The following is a 17,206-nucleotide window of genomic DNA, read 5'->3' on the forward strand; positions in this document are numbered from 1 at the left end:
CCAGCCTCAGGCAGAGAACATCATGATGACAGAATCGTCGCAGCCCACTTCCACAGCACCTGTTGATCACTTGCGTTTTCATCGTCCCCACGCGCATTTGGGGCCGACCTTTGGTAATGACCGCTTTGCGCTACGCGCGGAGGCATTCGCGCGTTTTTTCGGGACACCCATGTTCCTGGGGGCGCAGACCTTGATCGTGTTGATCTGGATAAGCCTGAACATGTTGGGTGTGGTTCATTTCGATGCTTACCCGTTCATCTTGCTGAATCTGGCGTTCAGCCTACAGTCGGCCTACGCCGCCCCGCTGATCCTGCTGGCGCAGACACGCCAGGCCGCGCGGGACAAGGCCCAAGCCGAAGCGGATGCTCAACATCGCGAAGCACTGGCCATTGCCAACAGTGAGCGCCAGGCCCAGGCAGCACAGAACACGGCGCAATTGCTCGAGTTGTTGGAGCAGAACACCCGCCTGACGGAAATGACCAAGGCATTGACCGAGCGCATCGACTGCCTGACTACCGAGATGCACGAGAAATTCGTGAGCAAGCCATCGATGCCGTAATCCGTTTCTGCGGTGGTAGCGACACTCAGACCTGATAGCGGGCCAGGAACATGTCGAGGGCCGATTCAACCACCTGAGTCTGTTCATCCTGGGTCAGGCACGGCTGGCCCATGGAAATTTGAGGCCAGAAGGCGAACGTCTTGATCAGCCCGTGCATCTGTTGCGCCGCAAACGCCGGCTCCACGGCTTTCAACCGACCGTCGGCCTGGGCCTGGCGAATCCACACGGTCAAACCTTCTTCGCGCTGACCCATGCGCGCAACCATATCCTGGGCTCGCTCGGGCGAATGAATCGTCGCGGCAATGGCGATGCGCGCCAGATCGAGAAAATTATCGTCTGCCAGCATGTGCAATTTGGCTTGCAGCAGCTTTCGAAGCTGCTCACGCAGGGGCTGCTCCGGGCTGTAGGCCATGTCCTGTTCGGCGGTAATGCTGTTCCACAATCGATTCAGAATTTCCGCAAACAACTCCTCTTTGCTGGGGAAGTGGTTATACACCGTGCGCTTTGACACACCCGCCGTCGCCGCGATCTTGTCCATGCTGGTGATCTCGAAACCGCTGCTACGGAATTCGGCAATCGCGGCCTGGAGGATGGATTCGCGTTTTCGCTCGGTGAGGCGCTGCGGCGGTACGGTCATGGTTAATCATCATCTGGAGAAGGGAAGTTACACTTGGCAGTTTACTTGCTCTCGGGATTGCTGCAATCTACAAACTACACCGAGTAGTGTAGTTTTCAATCAGGCGGCTGAGCGTGCATGCAACGGCCATTAGCGTCCCACAACGGCGAAGCGCAATTGCGACGACGTCCTTGGAGTTTTCGCATCATGACCATTTTTTCTTCGACTGACAGCCCTGCGGTGCTTCCTTCATCCCAGCAGGAGCAAGGAAAGTACCGTAACCACGCCCCTACACCGCGCCAAGGGCTCGGCCAGATGCTACGCATCATGTGGAACATGATCTTCCACAAACCGCGCAACACCCGTCCTGCGGGCACCATCGAGGTACAACCGCTGACGCGCGCCGACCTGCTGGCCGCGCCGAACAACAGCGTCTTCCGCCTCGGGCATTCCACGGTGCTGCTCAAGCTGCGAGACAAGTTCTGGCTGACCGACCCGGTTTTTTCCGAGCGCGCTTCCCCCCTGCAATGGGCTGGCCCCAAGCGCTTCCATCAGCCGCCCATCAGCCTGGAAGAGCTGCCGCCAATTGAAGCGGTGATTCTTTCCCATGATCACTACGACCATCTCGATCATCAGGCCATCCTCCAACTTGCCGCCAAGACACGGCATTTCCTGGCCCCTCTCGGGGTGGGCGACACCCTGATCAAATGGGGCATCGACGCCAGCAAGGTGCGTCAGTTGGACTGGTGGCAGAGCACCGAAGTGGACGGCATTGAATTCATCGCCACACCCTCCCAGCACTTTTCCGGTCGCGGGCTGTTCGACGGCAACAGCACTTTATGGGCTTCGTGGGTGATGATCGATGGCGCCACCCGAATCTTCTTCAGCGGCGACACGGGCTATTTCGACGGTTTCAAACGCATCGGCCAGCAATACGGCCCATTCGACCTGACGCTGATGGAAACCGGCGCCTACAACGTCGAATGGCCGCACATCCACATGCAACCGGAGCAAACCCTGCAGGCGCATATCGACCTCAAGGGCCGCTGGTTGCTGCCGATCCACAACGGCACGTTCGATTTGTCGATGCATGCCTGGTACGAACCCTTCGATCGCATCCTGGCCCTGGCCTGGGAGCGCAACGTCTGCATTGCCACCCCGCAAATGGGTGAAGCCTTCAGCCTCGCGCAACCGCAACGTGGCCGCGCCTGGTGGCTGGACGTGGAACCCTCGGCTTATCAAGACCAGCCCGATATGGCCTGACCCTCGACGCATCGATCATTCGATCATTGCGTAGTCTGGCCGCCCCATCGGATCCGGCGTGGCGCCTTTGATATTCATGCCGCGCCCAGGCGCAAAGCCCGGGAAGAACACCAGGCCTTCGGCTTCCAGCCGAAAGGCCAGGGCCAGGCGGGTGACATCAAGTAGCTCGCCCCCCGCTTCGAAGCGCCGGATGGCCTGGGTCGAGACTCCAGACTGCCGTGACAATTCCTCGACACTCCAGCCCAGCATGGCTCGAGCCTGCGCGCTGTGGGCAGGGGTGAATTGATAGACAGCGATGCGTTCCAGGGTGGTTTTGATTGCGAGCGAGGCCATGGGAGTTCTCCAAAGCTGTGGATTCAAAAAATACTGTGTTTTTGTACAGTTGTTTTGAATCCTGATCAATCTCATTTTTTTGATCAATGACCGGTGGTCTTTTCCAGCCAGGCACTCGGTGCGTGACCCAGCACCCGGCGAAACATGGTGGAGAACGCCGCAGGGCTGTCGTAGCCCAGATCCAGGGCAATACGGGTTACCGAATCGCCTACGACCAATCGAGACAGCGCCGACATCACACAGGCCTGTTGTCGCCATTGGCTGAAACTCAACCCGGTTTCCCGGCTGAACAGCCGATTGAACGAGCGCAGGCTGATAGGCAACTGCGCCACCCATTGCACAGGTGAGACGTGGGCGTTGGGGCGTTTCAGAAACTCCTGGCACAGGCCGAGCAGGCGTGGGTCCTTGGGCAGTGGCAGGTGCAACGGCAAATGAGTGCTGCGCAACAGTTCGTGCAGCAACAGATTGATCAGCGCGCCGTCGCGTCCGGCCTCGTCGTATTCCGGCGCAAGCTCCACGGCTTCCAGCAGCAACTGGCGCATCAGGGGCGACACGCTGATGACCTGGCAACGGGCGTCCATGGCCGTCACCGCGGCCGGTTCGATGTACACGCTGCGCGTGCTGACCCCCAGCATCAGCACCTCATGGGCAACCCCGGGCGGGATCCATACCGCCCGTTGCGGCGGCACCACCCAATTACCGTCTTCGGTGCGGACGTGCATCACACCAGTGGCGCCATACAGCAACTGCGCCCGGCGATGATGGTGCGAGGGCAGTAAATGTCCGTGGGGGTAGTCGGTGCCAATGGCGACGACAGCCCTGGGGATCGCATCCAATAAATCGATCGAAGTGTTGCGCATCGAGGGGCTACTCATCATTGGCGTAAACGCAAACATTATTGGCCTGCTTGCTAGAGCGGGCCAAGCTTCGCTTATCTAACGTGGGGCGCCTCCCATTTCACGGATTCGCCTCGATGTTCTATGTATTGCTTGCGTGCTTCGGCTGCCTGAGTGGCGTAACGGCGGTGTTGTTCGGCTTTGGCGGCGGTTTCGTCGTGGTGCCTTTGATGTATCGCATGCTGATGGCCCATCACTCGGGTGACGCCATCGGTGAATCGGCCATGCACATTGCCGTCGCCACCTCGACCTGCGTCATGATCGTCAACGCCCTGGTCGCCACCGGAAAACACCAGCGTGCCGGTCAACTGATTCGTCATTACCTGTGGCCGTTCGGCGGTTTCATTGCGCTGGGGGCGGTCTTCGGCGCAGCGGCCGCCACTTGGCTCAATGGCGAGATTATCCGCTACGCCTTCATGGCTTACCTGGGCCTGACCATCCTGGACTGCCTGCTGCGGCGAGGTTTTCTGACACGCGCCAGCGATGCCGTCCTACGCCCTTTGGCGCCAATGGAGACCGCATTGGGCGGTACAACCATCGGAATCATCGCCACAATGCTGGGCGTCGGCGGCAGCGTCATGACCGTGCCACTGCTGCGCCGTTGTGGCCTGAGCATGTCCCAGGCCACGTCGATGGCCAATCCACTGAGCGTGCCCGTCGCGTTGGCCGGCACCATCACCTACATGGCCTTGGCCTGCTTCACCGGGACAGACTTCGGCCCGTGGTTTGTCGGTTTCGTAGACTTGCTGGCCTTTGTTGTGCTCACACTCGGCGCGCTACTGGGCATCCGTCTGGCAACACCATGGATCGGGCGGATACCGGATCGGCTGCATGCGCGGGTGTATGTAGGGTTGTTGATGTTTGTGATGGTTGGGATGTGGCTGGGGTAGGGTAGCTATTGACCAGCCAACCCCGGCGCTTCCCGAATAATGAAGTGATCCAGGTTCTCGATATTGGCGCTGAACACCCCGAACGTCTGCTCGGGGTTTTTCTTGCTCGGCACTTGTTTCAGCTCCGGCGTCACGCCATAAAAGAAGCAATACAACGGCGCGTCACTCTCGATGGCGTGCTTGATCTCTTCCAGAAACGCTTTGCGTTTGCGGTAGTTGTCGATCAGCTTCTTGCTCAGGTAAACGTTCACCGAGTAAGGCTTCTTCTTCGCCTCGTCCGGTTGCTTGAACCAGACCTTTGCTTCGAAGTCGATGCGAAAGCTCTGGGTGTAATCCTTGATCTGCTTGATCTTGCCCCAGTAAATCAGCCCCTTGTTGTCCAGCAGGTACTCGATCTTCTTGAAGAACGATCCATAGGGCGCCGTGTGCTCGCCAATCTTCAGCGGCATGCGCTTGAGCAGATCCTTGTCCGCGAAGTTCGACACAAAACACTCCACCGGATGGGCGAAGACGCTGGTCTTGTCCGGCGCTGAATCACGGCTCGGGTGCTCGACATGACTGGCGGCTGAAGGCTCTCGCTCATCGCGCAGAACGTCCGCCACCACCGTCGGGCTGGATGGCTTGCGCACATACTCACGCCGAGTCAGCAATAATTCCGACGGAAAATGCTCCTCCGGACCGTCATCCGTTTCCCCGCCCTCCGTCTCCAGGCCTGACGCCGGAGTCTTCAGGCTGACATAAGGACAACCCTCGATATGCCGCGTGCTGGGGATGTTCTTGAAGTGCGGCGTGCGCACGTAATTCACGTTCTTGGCGTTGAACGTCCCCAACACATTCGCCGCATCAAACGCCGCCCGACAGGCATCGTTGGGGCATTGAAACTGTTCCTTCGCGGAATCGAACGCCACTGTCTCGTCGAAATTCAAATCGCGCACGTCATAGATCGACAGCTTGTCGTCGAGGCTGAGGCAGTAGGCGAGGTCGAATTTCATCGGGGCTCGGGTCCAGGAGGGGGAAATGTATTAATAGCGAAGGGCAGGGCCGGTTGCACTCAAAGTTTCAGCACACCACCAAAAACTGTGGGAGCGAGCCTGCTCGCGATGCCCAAAATCCCCCGGCCATCAAGCCTGCCGATAACCTGTGACCTGACACCAACCCGTGGCGAGGGAGCTTGCTCCCGCTGGCTGCGTAGCAGCCCCAATTCCATATCACCAACAAAAAACCGCCGCCTGAACAACGGACGACGGCTTCTGATGGAATCTCAAAACCCTCGCAAAATCCGAGAAGCTTTCCGCCACCAATGCGCAACGATTCTGAGTTTTTCGTAGAGCAAAGGTTGCTTGGCTGCCCTGAAGTTAAACGCGATATCGGCTCTTATAGAAAACAAAAAACCCCGTTTTCACGGGGTTTTTATTTAAGCGTGCAGCCTAAGATTTTTCTTTCGAATCAATCCCAGCTAAGCGCCCCACCCGTTTGATACTCAATCACCCGAGTCTCAAAGAAGTTCTTCTCTTTCTTCAAGTCCATGATCTCGCTCATCCAAGGGAACGGGTTCGTCGTCCCTGGATACTCTTCCTTCAGACCAATCTGCGACAGGCGACGGTTAGCGATGAACTTGAGGTAGTCCTCCATCATCGCCGCGTTCATGCCCAGCACGCCGCGAGGCATGGTGTCGCGCGCGTATTCGATCTCCAGCTGAGTCCCTTGCAGGATCATCTGGGTCGCTTCTTCCTTCATCTCGGCATCCCACAAGTGCGGGTTTTCGATTTTGATCTGGTTGATCACGTCGATGCCGAAGTTCAGGTGCATGGATTCGTCGCGCAGGATGTATTGGAACTGCTCGGCGACGCCGGTCATTTTGTTGCGGCGGCCCATGGAGAGGATCTGGGTGAAGCCGCAGTAGAAGAAGATGCCTTCCAGAACGCAGTAGTAGGCGATCAGGTTGCGCAGCAACTCTTTGTCGGTGTCCGGGGTGCCGGTTTCGAACTTCGGATCGGAGATCGAACGGGTGTATTTCAGGCCCCAGGCGGCTTTTTTCGCGACCGATGGGATCTCGTGGTACATGTTGAAGATTTCGCCTTCATCCATGGCCAGCGATTCGATGCAGTACTGGTAGGCGTGGGTGTGGATCGCCTCTTCGAACGCCTGGCGCAGGATGTACTGGCGGCATTCGGGGTTGGTGATCAGGCGGTACACGGCCAGGACCAGGTTGTTGGCAACCAGGGAGTCGGCGGTGGAGAAGAAGCCCAGGTTGCGCATCACGATGCGGCGCTCGTCGTCGGTCAGGCCTTCCGGGGTTTTCCAGAGGGCGATGTCGGCGGTCATGTTGACTTCTTGCGGCATCCAGTGGTTTGCGCAGCCGTCCAGGTACTTCTGCCAGGCCCAGTCGTATTTGAATGGCACGAGCTGGTTGAGGTCGGCGCGGCAGTTGATCATGCGCTTTTCATCGACGGCGACACGGGCGGAGGCGCCTTCGAGTTCGGCGAGGCCTTCGGCGACGTCGAGTTTGTCGAGGGCGGCCTTGGCGCGAATGATCGCGGCCGAGTCGCTGGCCGTCACGGCCCGGGCTTCGAGGGCGGCGGCACCGCCGGCGCTGTCGAGGCGGTCCATGTTGGCTTCAGAAGCGTGGCCGGCGTTGGCGCCTTTTACAGCGACTTCGCCGTCTTCTTTGTCGAATTCGTCCCAGCTCAGCATGACGTGTTGTCTCCTGCGTGAGGGCCAGATGCCCGTTGAAGGCCTACTGGCCGCGGTGGATCTTGGAAAATCGTTTGTTGCAGCAGCTGACGCAGGCAATAAACAGAAAAATGTACGGGTCGTTCTGAAGCGGCTGTGAGCGCGAGGAGGCAATGGGCCTCTGCGTGGGCTTCAGGCTGGTTTGACTCCCTGTAAGGGAATATTGCAGGCCCGTTTAAGGCGGCATTATAAGGACTTTTTTGCCTACGTGCTGCGGCGAAATAGCCCACGGAGGAGGTCGCGGGCGGTATATCCGCGTGGGAGCAAGGGTTTACAAGGCTTTGGCCGCTGAAGATTTTTTTTGCATGGGTCGGGTGACGGTATTTTTTGATCAAAAAACGAGCGTTTTTTGAGGTTTTGCACTACATGTTGTGTTTGCAAGGGCTTTTTGATGGTTACAGACACAACCAAGCCCGATCAAAATCGGGCTATGGAAAATGCCATTTATGATCAACCGATATGTGCCGAACCGGTGTGGTCATAGCCATCTTCAGCGACAGTAGCGGAGCCGGTGCGGTCGTAGCCATCCTCGGCAACGGTGGCCGAACCGGTTCGGTCGTAACCGTCTTCAGCGACAGCGGAGCCGGTGCGGTCATAACCGTCGGCGGCAAAGGTCTGGGCGGCCAGGACGGACAGGGTCAAGGCGAGGATCAGTTTGGTTTTCATGGAGGTTGCTCCTGGTTCGTTTAAGTTGATCAGCCGTTGGAGCAGCCGGTGCCCATGACGCTGTAGCGCAGGATGTGGCGCTGGCCTTTGGAGTCGTCGTATTCCATCTTGGCCGGGACCACTTCGCAGACGTTCGGGATGTCGCTCATGGAGATGACTTTGGCGATGTCCAGGTGGGTGGAGTAGGTGTACTCCTCAATGGCTGGTTTTTGCTGTGCAACGTCGGTCGGGGCCTCATCTGCCATCGCGGTGACGCTAAGGCCAGCGAGGACCAGAACCCATAAAGCTTTCATCTGTTTCACCTTTTTTGAGGTCGAGTGGGGTCACGCAACCTTTTTGGGGCTGCGTGTGGAACAGGTTTTGGGAGTTGGATTAACGGCCTTCGTGGGGGCTGTGTTGCGTTAATCGTGTTTGCCGGTTGGCGAGGTGGATTTTAGGGGGTGGGGTTAATCGCAAAAAGACCGGGTTTTGATAAACACTGTTGGTTGATCTGGTAATAATCGCGGCAGGTGGCGGGTGTTGTCTGTTGCATCTATGTTGGATTTGCCGCCGCCATCGCGAGCAAGCTCGCTCCCACAATGGGTCTGTGGTGTGTATGGGATTTTCGTTTTATTGGAGATCCTTGTGGGAGCGAGCTTGCTCGCGATGGCGTCAGATCAGCCAGTAGCACTGTTGATTGACACACTGCTATCGCTAGCAGGCTCACTCCCACAGGAAAAGGCCTGCTGGCAGGGGTTTGCATGTTAGTACCGACATTTTGTAGGGACTTGTTACTACCATCGTCGAATGGTTCTATAGGCTCGCCCCGGCTACAACGGGTACATACAAAAACAACTATGTCACCGAGGTAAGAAAGATGAGTGCGGCTTCTCTGTATCCCGTTCGTCCCGAGGTAGCGGCTAACACGCTGACTGACGAGGCGACCTACAAGGCCATGTACCAGCAGTCGGTGGTCAACCCGGATGGTTTCTGGCGCGAGCAGGCCAAGCGCCTCGACTGGATCAAGCCTTTCACCACGGTGAAGCAGACGTCCTTCGACGATCACCATGTCGACATCAAGTGGTTTGCCGATGGCACCTTGAACGTTTCCTACAACTGCCTCGACCGTCATCTGGCCGAGCGCGGCGATCAGATTGCGATCATCTGGGAGGGCGATGACCCTGCCGAGAGCCGCAATATTACCTATCGCGAGCTGCATGAAGAAGTCTGCAAGTTCGCCAACGCCCTGCGCGGCCAGGACGTGCATCGCGGCGACGTGGTGACGATCTACATGCCGATGATCCCCGAAGCCGTGGTCGCCATGCTGGCCTGCACCCGGATCGGCGCGATTCACTCGGTAGTGTTCGGCGGTTTCTCGCCGGAAGCACTGGCCGGTCGGATTATCGACTGCAAATCCAAAGTGGTGATCACTGCTGACGAAGGTATTCGTGCAGGCAAGAAGATCCCGCTCAAGGCCAACGTCGATGATGCGTTGACCAACCCGGAAACCAGCAGCATCCAGAAAGTCATCGTGTGCAAGCGCACGGCTGGCAACATCAAGTGGAACCAGCACCGTGACATCTGGTACGAAGACCTGATGAAAGTGGCCGGTACCGTTTGTGCGCCGAAGGAAATGGGCGCTGAAGAGGCGCTGTTCATCCTCTACACCTCCGGTTCCACCGGCAAGCCAAAGGGCGTGCAGCACACCACCGCCGGCTACCTGCTCTATGCGGCCCTGACCCATGAGCGCGTGTTCGACTACAAGCCGGGCGAAGTCTACTGGTGCACCGCCGACGTCGGCTGGGTCACCGGCCACAGCTACATCGTCTACGGCCCGTTGGCCAATGGCGCGACCACGCTGCTGTTCGAAGGCGTGCCGAACTACCCGGACATCACCCGTGTGGCCCAGGTCATCGACAAGCACAAGGTCAATATTCTCTACACCGCGCCGACCGCCATCCGCGCGATGATGGCCTCGGGCACCGCCGCCGTCGAAGGTGCCGATGGCAGCAGCCTGCGCCTGCTGGGTTCGGTGGGTGAGCCGATCAACCCGGAAGCCTGGGACTGGTACTACAAGAATGTCGGCAAGGAACGTTGCCCGATCGTCGACACCTGGTGGCAGACCGAAACCGGTGGCGTGCTGATCAGCCCATTGCCGGGTGCCACGGCGTTGAAGCCGGGTTCGGCCACGCGTCCGTTCTTCGGCGTGGTGCCAGCGTTGGTGGACAACCTTGGCAACCTGGTGGAAGGCGCGGCCGAAGGCAACCTGGTGATCCTCGATTCGTGGCCAGGCCAGGCGCGCACGCTGTACGGCGACCACGACCGCTTTGTCGACACCTACTTCAAGACCTTCAGCGGCATGTACTTCACCGGCGACGGTGCGCGTCGTGACGAGGACGGCTACTACTGGATCACCGGTCGGGTGGATGACGTGCTCAACGTGTCCGGCCACCGCATGGGCACGGCCGAGATCGAAAGCGCCATGGTTGCCCACCCGAAAGTCGCCGAAGCGGCGGTGGTGGGTGTGCCGCACGACATCAAGGGACAGGGCATTTATGTCTACGTGACCCTCAATGCCGGCGAAGAAACCAGCGAGGCCTTGCGTCTGGAACTGAAGAACTGGGTGCGCAAGGAGATCGGTCCGATTGCCTCGCCAGACGTGATCCAGTGGGCCCCGGGCCTGCCGAAAACCCGTTCCGGCAAGATCATGCGCCGCATCCTGCGCAAGATCGCCACGGCGGAATACGATGGGTTGGGTGATATCTCTACCTTGGCTGATCCGGGTGTGGTGGCGCATCTGATCGAGACGCACAAGACCATGAACGTCGCCTGACGGTAGCCCGTAACACCGAAAAGCCCCGCCCGGTTTTGCCGAGCGGGGTTTTTTTATGGTCGCTAACGCCAGAAGAGTTTGACGTGTGGTGCCTTTGTGGCGAGGGAGCTTGCTCCCGCTCGGCTGCGCAGCAGTCGTAAACCGGCCAATGCGGTATGACTGAACGACCGCTGTGCCTGGCTTTGGGGCTGCTGCGCAGCCCAGCGGGAGCAAGCTCCCTCGCCACGGGTTCGATGGATGAATAAATATCGGCGTTTAAAGTAGGAGGGGGCTGAACGTTACCGGTGTTTCGGAATGTGTAACCAAAGGCGCCACAACGGGGCGATGTGAAACGCGAAGCCCCGTTATAGGGCGGTTCCAGGCGTCTTGGAAAACAAGGCGACACGCTGTGCTTGCCGGATTAGAAGGGTTTGCGAATAATGGGCCCGCAATTTGCAGCATAGATCGGTTTCCTTTCTTTTGCTCTTGCATGAATTTGCGGGGCTGTCAATGCGCTCAGGTCGCGTTTTCTGTGCTTCTGTAATTTGTTGTCGCATTGAAGAAATATCGGCTTCGGGCCTGTCGTTAGAATGCCGATCACTCGCTCGTCGTGAGCTGCGTTGAATTGACGCACGCTTTCTTAGGACGCAGCACTAAAGTTCGTTCCACCCATTCGCATATTGGGCTGTTGCTCACTCTGCCGTTTTTGCCCTTTCCCGATGGAGTCCCAAGATGAAGAAACTTGTGCTGCTTGGCGCCCTGGCACTGTCCGTGCTGTCCCTGTCGACATTCGCCGCAGAAAAGCCCCTGAAAATCGGTATCGAAGCGGCTTACCCTCCGTTCGCCTCGAAGGCCCCGGACGGCAGTATCGTCGGTTTCGACTACGACATCGGCAATGCACTGTGCGAAGAGATGAAGGTCAAGTGCGTGTGGGTCGAGCAGGAATTCGACGGCCTGATCCCGGCGCTCAAGGTGCGCAAGATCGACGCGATTCTGTCGTCCATGTCGATCACTGAAGATCGCAAGAAGTCTGTTGATTTCACCAACAAGTATTACAACACCCCGGCTCGTCTGGTGATGAAGGCCGGCACTCAGATCAGCGAGGGCCTGACCGAGCTCAAGGGCAAGAACGTCGGCGTGCAGCGCGGTTCGATCCACGAGCGCTTCGCCCGTGAAGTCCTGGCCCCGCTGGGTGCCGAGATCAAGCCGTACGGTTCGCAGAATGAAATCTACCTGGACCTGTCCGCCGGCCGTCTCGACGGCACCGTGGCAGACGCTACCCTGTTGGATGACGGTTTCCTCAAGACCGACGCCGGCAAGGGCTTTGCGTTCGTGGGCCCGGCCTTCACCGACGTCAAATACTTCGGTGACGGCGTAGGCATCGCGGTTCGCAAGGGTGATGCCCTCAAGGACAAGATCAACGGCGCGATTGCCGCCATTCGCGAGAACGGCAAATACAAGCAAATCCAGGACAAGTACTTCGCCTTCGATATCTACGGCCAGTAACAACGTCCCGCCACTCGTGCGAAATGGCGCAAGCAACAGGATCTCTGCGGTTTGCGCCATTTTTTCATCCCACTCTCGAGGACCTGAATCATGTTGAAAGGCTACGGGGCTGTCATCCTCGATGGCGCATGGTTGACGCTTGAGCTCGCCTTGTCGTCCATGGCCCTGGCCATTGTCCTGGGGCTGATCGGCGTCGCGTTGCGCCTCTCGCCAGTGCGCTGGCTGGCGTGGCTGGGTGACCTGTATTCCACGGTCATTCGCGGCATTCCCGACCTTGTGCTGATCCTGCTGATTTTCTATGGCGGCCAGGACCTGCTCAATCGCGTGGCGCCGATGCTCGGTTATGACGATTACATCGACCTGAACCCGCTGGCGGCCGGCATCGGTACCCTGGGGTTTATTTTCGGTGCGTACCTGTCGGAAACCTTTCGCGGCGCGTTCATGGCCATCCCCAAGGGGCAGGCCGAGGCGGGCATGGCGTATGGCATGAGTGGGTTCCAGGTGTTTTTCCGGGTGATGGTGCCGCAGATGATTCGCCTGGCGATCCCGGGGTTCACCAACAACTGGCTGGTGTTGACCAAGGCCACGGCGCTGATTTCGGTGGTGGGCCTGCAAGACATGATGTTCAAGGCCAAGCAGGCGGCTGATGCCACCCGCGAGCCTTTCACCTTCTTCCTGGCAGTGGCGGCAATGTATCTGGTGATTACCAGTGTCTCGCTGCTGGCATTGCGTCAACTCGAGAAGCGCTACTCGGTAGGCATAAGGGCGGCTGATCTATGATCTTCGACTACAACGTCATCTACGAAGCCTTGCCGCTGTACTTCAGCGGCCTGCTGACCACCTTGAAGCTGCTGGCCCTGTCGCTGTTCTTCGGTCTGCTGGCGGCGTTGCCCCTGGGGCTGATGCGGGTGTCCAAGCAGCCGGTCATCAACATGACCGCCTGGCTCTATACCTATGTGATTCGCGGCACGCCGATGCTGGTGCAGCTGTTTTTGATCTACTACGGATTGGCGCAGTTCGAAGCCGTACGCGAGAGCTTCCTCTGGCCGTGGCTGTCCAGCGCGACCTTCTGTGCCTGCCTGGCCTTTGCCATCAATACCAGCGCCTACACCGCCGAAATCATCGCCGGCAGCCTGCGCGCCACGCCTAACGGTGAGATCGAGGCGGCCAAGGCCATGGGCATGTCACGCTACAAGTTGTATCGCCGGATCCTGCTGCCATCGGCCCTGCGCCGGGCACTGCCGCAGTACAGCAACGAAGTGATCATGATGTTGCAGACCACCAGCCTGGCCTCCATCGTGACCCTGATCGACATCACCGGTGCCGCGCGCACGGTGAATGCGCAGTACTACTTGCCGTTCGAGGCTTACATCACGGCCGGCGTTTTCTACCTGTGCCTGACTTTTATCCTGGTGCGCCTGTTCAAGCTGGCCGAGCGCCGCTGGCTGGGTTACCTGGCCCCGCGCAAGCACTGATAACGCATCGATCCGATCGACTGCTCAACGACTGACGTTTTGTGAGAACCGACCGCATGTACAAGCTCGAAGTCCAAGACCTGCATAAACGCTATGGCAGTCACGAGGTGCTCAAGGGTGTGTCCCTCAAGGCCGCCGCCGGCGATGTGATCAGCATCATCGGCTCCAGTGGCTCGGGCAAAAGTACCTTCCTGCGTTGCATCAACCTGCTTGAGCAGCCCCATGCCGGCAAGATTCTGCTCAACAACGAAGAGCTGAAACTGGTGGCTGGCAAGGATGGCGCCTTGAAGGCCGCCGACCCCAAGCAACTGCAGCGCATGCGTTCGCGGCTGTCGATGGTGTTCCAGCATTTCAACCTGTGGTCCCACATGACCGCGCTGGAAAACATCATGGAAGCGCCGGTGCATGTGCTGGGCGTAGCCAAGGCCGAGGCGCGCGAAAAGGCCGAGCACTACCTGAACAAGGTCGGCGTGGCGCATCGCAAGGACGCCTACCCGGGCCACATGTCCGGCGGCGAACAGCAGCGCGTGGCGATTGCCCGGGCGCTGGCGATGGAACCGGAAGTCATGCTGTTCGACGAGCCGACTTCGGCCCTTGATCCGGAACTGGTGGGCGATGTGCTCAAAGTGATGCAGGCCCTGGCGCTGGAAGGCCGGACCATGGTGGTGGTGACCCACGAAATGGGCTTTGCCCGGGAAGTGTCGAACCAACTGATCTTCCTGCACAAAGGCATCGTTGAAGAAAGCGGCAACCCGCGCGAAGTGCTGGTCAATCCGCAATCGGAGCGGCTGCAACAATTTCTTTCGGGCAGCCTCAAGTAATCGCTCCCGTTACGCACCTGATTCAGGTCATGCTGCGCATCGCGCGCCAGATGGTCTAATTTGGTTGCAGCCGCTTTTGGCTTTAACACTGTTTTCGCTTCGGATTGCCCACCATGACTGCCCATCGAATTGGTTTCCTGATTTGGCCCAGCACTAAAGCCTTGACGCTGGCGCTGGCCGAGGAGGCCTTGCGTGTTGCTCAGCGGGTGCATCCGGATGTCGTCTACGAATTGTCGTTTTTGCAGGCCGAGCCGCAGACCGAAGGCGCCTGGCAGCTACCGGGCGAACCCTGGGCCGGCAAGCTTGAAGGGTTCCAGAAGCTGTTTCTGCTGGCTGACGAACCCCCGTCCGCTCTTGCGCCACCCCTGAGCAGCGCGCTCAAACAGCTGGTGCGTGCCGGTTGTGTGATTGGCGGTTTGTCCGCCGGTGTCTACCCGTTGGCCCAACTGGGTCTTCTCGATGGTTTCCGCGCCGCCGTGCATTGGCGCTGGCAGGACGACTTTTCCGAGCGTTTCCCCAAGGTCATTGCCACCAGCCATCTGTTTGACTGGGACCGCGATCGCCTGACCGCTTGCGGTGGCATGTCGGTGCTCGATCTGCTGCTGGCTGTGTTGGCGCGCGATCACGGCGCGGAACTGGCCGGCGCGGTCTCTGAAGAGCTGGTGGTCGAGCGCATCCGCGAGGGGGGTGAGCGCCAGCGCATCCCGTTGCAGAACCGTCTGGGCTCCAGCCATCCGAAGCTCACCCAGGCCGTGCTGTTGATGGAAGCCAACATCGAAGAACCGCTGACCACCGACGAAATTGCCCAGCATGTGTGCGTGTCCCGTCGCCAGTTGGAGCGGATTTTCAAGCAATACCTCAATCGCGTGCCGAGCCAGTACTACCTGGAACTGCGTCTGAACAAGGCGCGGCAGATGCTGATGCAGACCAGCAAATCGATCATTCAGATCGGCCTGTCCTGCGGCTTCTCCTCGGGGCCACATTTTTCCAGCGCCTATCGCAACTTCTTCGGCGCCACGCCTCGGGAAGACCGCAACCAGCGGCGCAGCAGCAGCCCATTCGAATTGTCGTCGGTGCCGTCCGAACGCGGCTAGGGCCGGCGCCTCCTCTGTAAGGGCGGGGGTATGTAACCCTGTGGCGAGGGGATAAATCCCCTCGCCACAGGGTTTTGCATGGCCAGGGAAATGTAGAAGCCAACGCCTAAAATCCCGCGACAACGTTTAAACTGCGCCTTTGCGACGCTATTTGTCGCATTGCCATAAACCCGCTAAAAACGGGGGTTGGCGCTATAAGAAGTTGTCGCTTGGCGACAAGGCCGGGCTGAAAACTGTCCTTACAATCCCCTCATCGCTCGCCAGTTCCAGGCGGGTGTTCCTCTTCAGGAGACTCCGATGTCCGTTGAGCAAGCCGCCGTACAACGCGCCGATTTCGATCAGGTTATGGTCCCCAACTATGCGCCTGCTGCTTTCATCCCTGTGCGTGGCGCCGGTTCCCACGTGTGGGACCAGTCCGGTCGCGAACTGATCGACTTCGCCGGCGGTATCGCGGTCAACGTATTGGGGCACGCCCATCCGAAACTGGTCGCCGCCCTGACCGAACAAGCGAACAAGCTGTGGCATGTGTCCAACGTCTTTACCAATGAGCCGGCCCTGCGCCTGGCCCATAAACTGGTCAATGCAACCTTTGCCGAGCGGGCTTTCTTCTGCAACTCCGGCGCCGAAGCCAACGAGGCCGCCTTCAAGCTGGCCCGTCGCGTCGCGTTCGATCGTTTCGGGAGCGAGAAGTACGAAATCATTGCCGCGCTCAACAGCTTCCACGGCCGTACGCTGTTCACCGTGAACGTGGGCGGGCAATCGAAGTATTCCGACGGTTTCGGTCCTAAAATCACCGGTATTACCCACGTCCCTTACAACGACCTGGCGGCTTTGAAAGCGGCCATTTCGGACAAGACGTGCGCCGTGGTGCTGGAGCCGATCCAGGGCGAGGGCGGCGTATTGCCGGCCGAGCTGGGTTACCTGCAAGGTGCCCGTGATTTGTGCGATGCCCACGACGCGCTGCTGGTATTCGATGAAGTGCAGACCGGCATGGGCCGTAGCGGCCACTTGTTCGCCTACATGCATTACGGCGTGGTCCCGGACATCCTCACCAGCGCCAAGAGCCTGGGCGGTGGTTTCCCGATCGCGGCAATGCTCACCACCGAAGCGTTGGCCAAGCATCTGGTGGTCGGCACCCACGGCACCACTTATGGCGGCAACCCGCTGGCGTGTGCGGTGGCCGAAGCGGTGATCGATACCGTCAATACGCCTGAAGTGCTCGAAGGCGTCAAAGCCAAGCACCGCAAGTTCAAGGCTCGGCTGGAGCAGATCGGCGAGAAATACGGCCTGTTCACCCAGGTGCGTGGGTTGGGGCTGCTGATCGGCTGTGTGCTGAACGACGCCTGGAAAGGCAAGGCCAAGGACATTTTCAACGCTGCTGAACAGGAAGGCCTGATGATCCTGCAGGCAGGTCCGGACGTGATTCGTTTCGCGCCGAGCCTGGTGGTCGAAGATGCCGACATCGATGCCGGCCTGGACCGCTTCGAGCGCGCCGCGGCGAAGCTGACGCAAGCCTAAGGCTGAACCGGACCCCTTGTGGGAGCGAGCTTGCTCGCGATGGTG

At 59.1% G+C, this 17,206-nt stretch carries 17 protein-coding genes; 10 read left to right on the plus strand and 7 right to left on the minus strand.

Annotated elements, in window-relative coordinates; translation table 11 throughout:
- The first annotated feature begins 25 nt into the window (after positions 1–25).
- Positions 26–559: a DUF1003 domain-containing protein gene (locus PSEUDOMOFG3G_RS04600; RefSeq protein WP_047228806.1), complete on the plus strand. Its 534-nt coding sequence runs from the start codon at positions 26–28 to the stop codon at positions 557–559.
- Positions 560–584: 25 nt separating this feature from the next.
- Here the strand turns inward: PSEUDOMOFG3G_RS04600 and PSEUDOMOFG3G_RS04605 are convergent, their stop codons facing one another.
- Complete coding sequence (locus PSEUDOMOFG3G_RS04605; protein ID WP_047228799.1) at positions 585–1,196, minus strand: TetR/AcrR family transcriptional regulator; 612 nt, start codon at positions 1,194–1,196, stop codon at positions 585–587.
- Positions 1,197–1,382: 186 nt separating this feature from the next.
- Here PSEUDOMOFG3G_RS04605 and PSEUDOMOFG3G_RS04610 point away from each other — a divergent pair, with 186 nt between their 5' ends.
- Entirely contained in the window at positions 1,383–2,438 is a 1,056-nt protein-coding gene (locus PSEUDOMOFG3G_RS04610; RefSeq protein ID WP_139049342.1) for an MBL fold metallo-hydrolase, read from the plus strand.
- A 15-nt stretch (positions 2,439–2,453) separates the two neighbouring features.
- On the opposite strand, the gene PSEUDOMOFG3G_RS04615 is transcribed toward PSEUDOMOFG3G_RS04610, so the two are convergent.
- Positions 2,454–2,771 carry a helix-turn-helix transcriptional regulator gene (locus tag PSEUDOMOFG3G_RS04615; protein ID WP_047228797.1) on the minus strand — a complete coding sequence of 106 codons (318 nt, stop codon included), beginning with the start codon at positions 2,769–2,771 and terminating at the stop codon, positions 2,454–2,456.
- Between the two features lie 83 nt (positions 2,772–2,854).
- The gene (locus PSEUDOMOFG3G_RS04620) at positions 2,855–3,631 is read right to left on the minus strand and encodes a helix-turn-helix transcriptional regulator (protein ID WP_047228796.1); all 777 of its coding nucleotides are present in this window, start codon (positions 3,629–3,631) and stop codon (positions 2,855–2,857) included.
- Positions 3,632–3,744: 113 nt separating this feature from the next.
- Between PSEUDOMOFG3G_RS04620 and PSEUDOMOFG3G_RS04625 the strand changes: the two genes are divergently transcribed.
- Complete coding sequence (locus PSEUDOMOFG3G_RS04625) at positions 3,745–4,557, plus strand: sulfite exporter TauE/SafE family protein (protein ID WP_139049343.1); 813 nt, start codon at positions 3,745–3,747, stop codon at positions 4,555–4,557.
- A 5-nt stretch (positions 4,558–4,562) separates the two neighbouring features.
- Here the strand turns inward: PSEUDOMOFG3G_RS04625 and PSEUDOMOFG3G_RS04630 are convergent, their stop codons facing one another.
- The 4 genes from PSEUDOMOFG3G_RS04630 to PSEUDOMOFG3G_RS04645 all read right to left on the minus strand — a co-directional run bounded on the left by PSEUDOMOFG3G_RS04630 (position 4,563) and on the right by PSEUDOMOFG3G_RS04645 (position 8,249).
- Positions 4,563–5,549, minus strand: a complete 987-nt coding sequence (locus PSEUDOMOFG3G_RS04630) for a hypothetical protein (protein ID WP_139049344.1) — start codon at positions 5,547–5,549, stop codon at positions 4,563–4,565.
- 454 nt (positions 5,550–6,003) lie between these two features.
- Positions 6,004–7,251, minus strand: a complete 1,248-nt coding sequence (locus tag PSEUDOMOFG3G_RS04635) for a ribonucleotide-diphosphate reductase subunit beta (RefSeq protein WP_025215114.1) — start codon at positions 7,249–7,251, stop codon at positions 6,004–6,006.
- A gap of 489 nt (positions 7,252–7,740) precedes the next feature.
- Positions 7,741–7,956: a hypothetical protein gene (locus PSEUDOMOFG3G_RS04640; RefSeq protein ID WP_047228793.1), complete on the minus strand. Its 216-nt coding sequence runs from the start codon at positions 7,954–7,956 to the stop codon at positions 7,741–7,743.
- Between the two features lie 29 nt (positions 7,957–7,985).
- The gene (locus PSEUDOMOFG3G_RS04645) at positions 7,986–8,249 is read right to left on the minus strand and encodes a DUF2790 domain-containing protein (protein ID WP_047228792.1); all 264 of its coding nucleotides are present in this window, start codon (positions 8,247–8,249) and stop codon (positions 7,986–7,988) included.
- 563 nt (positions 8,250–8,812) lie between these two features.
- Here PSEUDOMOFG3G_RS04645 and acs point away from each other — a divergent pair.
- The 7 genes from acs to PSEUDOMOFG3G_RS04680 all read left to right on the plus strand — a co-directional run bounded on the left by acs (position 8,813) and on the right by PSEUDOMOFG3G_RS04680 (position 17,161).
- Positions 8,813–10,768, plus strand: a complete 1,956-nt coding sequence (acs, locus tag PSEUDOMOFG3G_RS04650) for an acetate--CoA ligase (protein WP_047228791.1) — start codon at positions 8,813–8,815, stop codon at positions 10,766–10,768.
- 711 nt (positions 10,769–11,479) lie between these two features.
- Complete coding sequence (locus PSEUDOMOFG3G_RS04655; protein ID WP_047228790.1) at positions 11,480–12,253, plus strand: ABC transporter substrate-binding protein; 774 nt, start codon at positions 11,480–11,482, stop codon at positions 12,251–12,253.
- 90 nt (positions 12,254–12,343) lie between these two features.
- Positions 12,344–13,033, plus strand: coding sequence for an ABC transporter permease (locus PSEUDOMOFG3G_RS04660; protein WP_047228789.1), 690 nt, complete (start codon positions 12,344–12,346; stop codon positions 13,031–13,033).
- Positions 13,030–13,728, plus strand: a complete 699-nt coding sequence (locus PSEUDOMOFG3G_RS04665) for an ABC transporter permease (protein WP_047228788.1) — start codon at positions 13,030–13,032, stop codon at positions 13,726–13,728. The genes PSEUDOMOFG3G_RS04660 and PSEUDOMOFG3G_RS04665 overlap by 4 nt, the downstream gene beginning before the upstream one ends.
- Before the next feature lie 56 nt (positions 13,729–13,784).
- A complete protein-coding gene (locus PSEUDOMOFG3G_RS04670; RefSeq protein ID WP_047228787.1) occupies positions 13,785–14,549 on the plus strand; it encodes an ABC transporter ATP-binding protein in 765 nt (254 codons plus the stop codon).
- 113 nt (positions 14,550–14,662) lie between these two features.
- Positions 14,663–15,643 (plus strand): transcriptional regulator ArgR, encoded by a 981-nt coding sequence (argR, locus tag PSEUDOMOFG3G_RS04675; protein ID WP_139049345.1) that lies wholly within the window; start codon positions 14,663–14,665, stop codon positions 15,641–15,643.
- 297 nt (positions 15,644–15,940) lie between these two features.
- Entirely contained in the window at positions 15,941–17,161 is a 1,221-nt protein-coding gene (locus tag PSEUDOMOFG3G_RS04680) for an aspartate aminotransferase family protein (protein WP_092392986.1), read from the plus strand.
- The last annotated feature ends 45 nt before the right edge of the window (positions 17,162–17,206 follow it).

Origin of the sequence: Pseudomonas sp. FG-3G, from assembly GCF_901007645.1 — a bacterium.
GTDB lineage: Bacteria > Pseudomonadota > Gammaproteobacteria > Pseudomonadales > Pseudomonadaceae > Aquipseudomonas > Aquipseudomonas rhizophila.

What these genes read in the sequence shown, in the direction of transcription:
- PSEUDOMOFG3G_RS04600 (WP_047228806.1), top strand. Translation starts at nt 26, where the DNA reads ATGACAGAATCGTCGCAGCCCACTTCCACAGCACCTGTTGATCACTTG.
- PSEUDOMOFG3G_RS04605 (WP_047228799.1), bottom strand. Translation starts at nt 1,196, where the DNA reads ATGACCGTACCGCCGCAGCGCCTCACCGAGCGAAAACGCGAATCCATC.
- PSEUDOMOFG3G_RS04610 (WP_139049342.1), top strand. Translation starts at nt 1,383, where the DNA reads ATGACCATTTTTTCTTCGACTGACAGCCCTGCGGTGCTTCCTTCATCC.
- PSEUDOMOFG3G_RS04615 (WP_047228797.1), bottom strand. Translation starts at nt 2,771, where the DNA reads ATGGCCTCGCTCGCAATCAAAACCACCCTGGAACGCATCGCTGTCTAT.
- PSEUDOMOFG3G_RS04620 (WP_047228796.1), bottom strand. Translation starts at nt 3,631, where the DNA reads ATGCGCAACACTTCGATCGATTTATTGGATGCGATCCCCAGGGCTGTC.
- PSEUDOMOFG3G_RS04625 (WP_139049343.1), top strand. Translation starts at nt 3,745, where the DNA reads ATGTTCTATGTATTGCTTGCGTGCTTCGGCTGCCTGAGTGGCGTAACG.
- PSEUDOMOFG3G_RS04630 (WP_139049344.1), bottom strand. Translation starts at nt 5,549, where the DNA reads ATGAAATTCGACCTCGCCTACTGCCTCAGCCTCGACGACAAGCTGTCG.
- PSEUDOMOFG3G_RS04635 (WP_025215114.1), bottom strand. Translation starts at nt 7,251, where the DNA reads ATGCTGAGCTGGGACGAATTCGACAAAGAAGACGGCGAAGTCGCTGTA.
- PSEUDOMOFG3G_RS04640 (WP_047228793.1), bottom strand. Translation starts at nt 7,956, where the DNA reads ATGAAAACCAAACTGATCCTCGCCTTGACCCTGTCCGTCCTGGCCGCC.
- PSEUDOMOFG3G_RS04645 (WP_047228792.1), bottom strand. Translation starts at nt 8,249, where the DNA reads ATGAAAGCTTTATGGGTTCTGGTCCTCGCTGGCCTTAGCGTCACCGCG.
- acs (WP_047228791.1), top strand. Translation starts at nt 8,813, where the DNA reads ATGAGTGCGGCTTCTCTGTATCCCGTTCGTCCCGAGGTAGCGGCTAAC.
- PSEUDOMOFG3G_RS04655 (WP_047228790.1), top strand. Translation starts at nt 11,480, where the DNA reads ATGAAGAAACTTGTGCTGCTTGGCGCCCTGGCACTGTCCGTGCTGTCC.
- PSEUDOMOFG3G_RS04660 (WP_047228789.1), top strand. Translation starts at nt 12,344, where the DNA reads ATGTTGAAAGGCTACGGGGCTGTCATCCTCGATGGCGCATGGTTGACG.
- PSEUDOMOFG3G_RS04665 (WP_047228788.1), top strand. Translation starts at nt 13,030, where the DNA reads ATGATCTTCGACTACAACGTCATCTACGAAGCCTTGCCGCTGTACTTC.
- PSEUDOMOFG3G_RS04670 (WP_047228787.1), top strand. Translation starts at nt 13,785, where the DNA reads ATGTACAAGCTCGAAGTCCAAGACCTGCATAAACGCTATGGCAGTCAC.
- argR (WP_139049345.1), top strand. Translation starts at nt 14,663, where the DNA reads ATGACTGCCCATCGAATTGGTTTCCTGATTTGGCCCAGCACTAAAGCC.
- PSEUDOMOFG3G_RS04680 (WP_092392986.1), top strand. Translation starts at nt 15,941, where the DNA reads ATGTCCGTTGAGCAAGCCGCCGTACAACGCGCCGATTTCGATCAGGTT.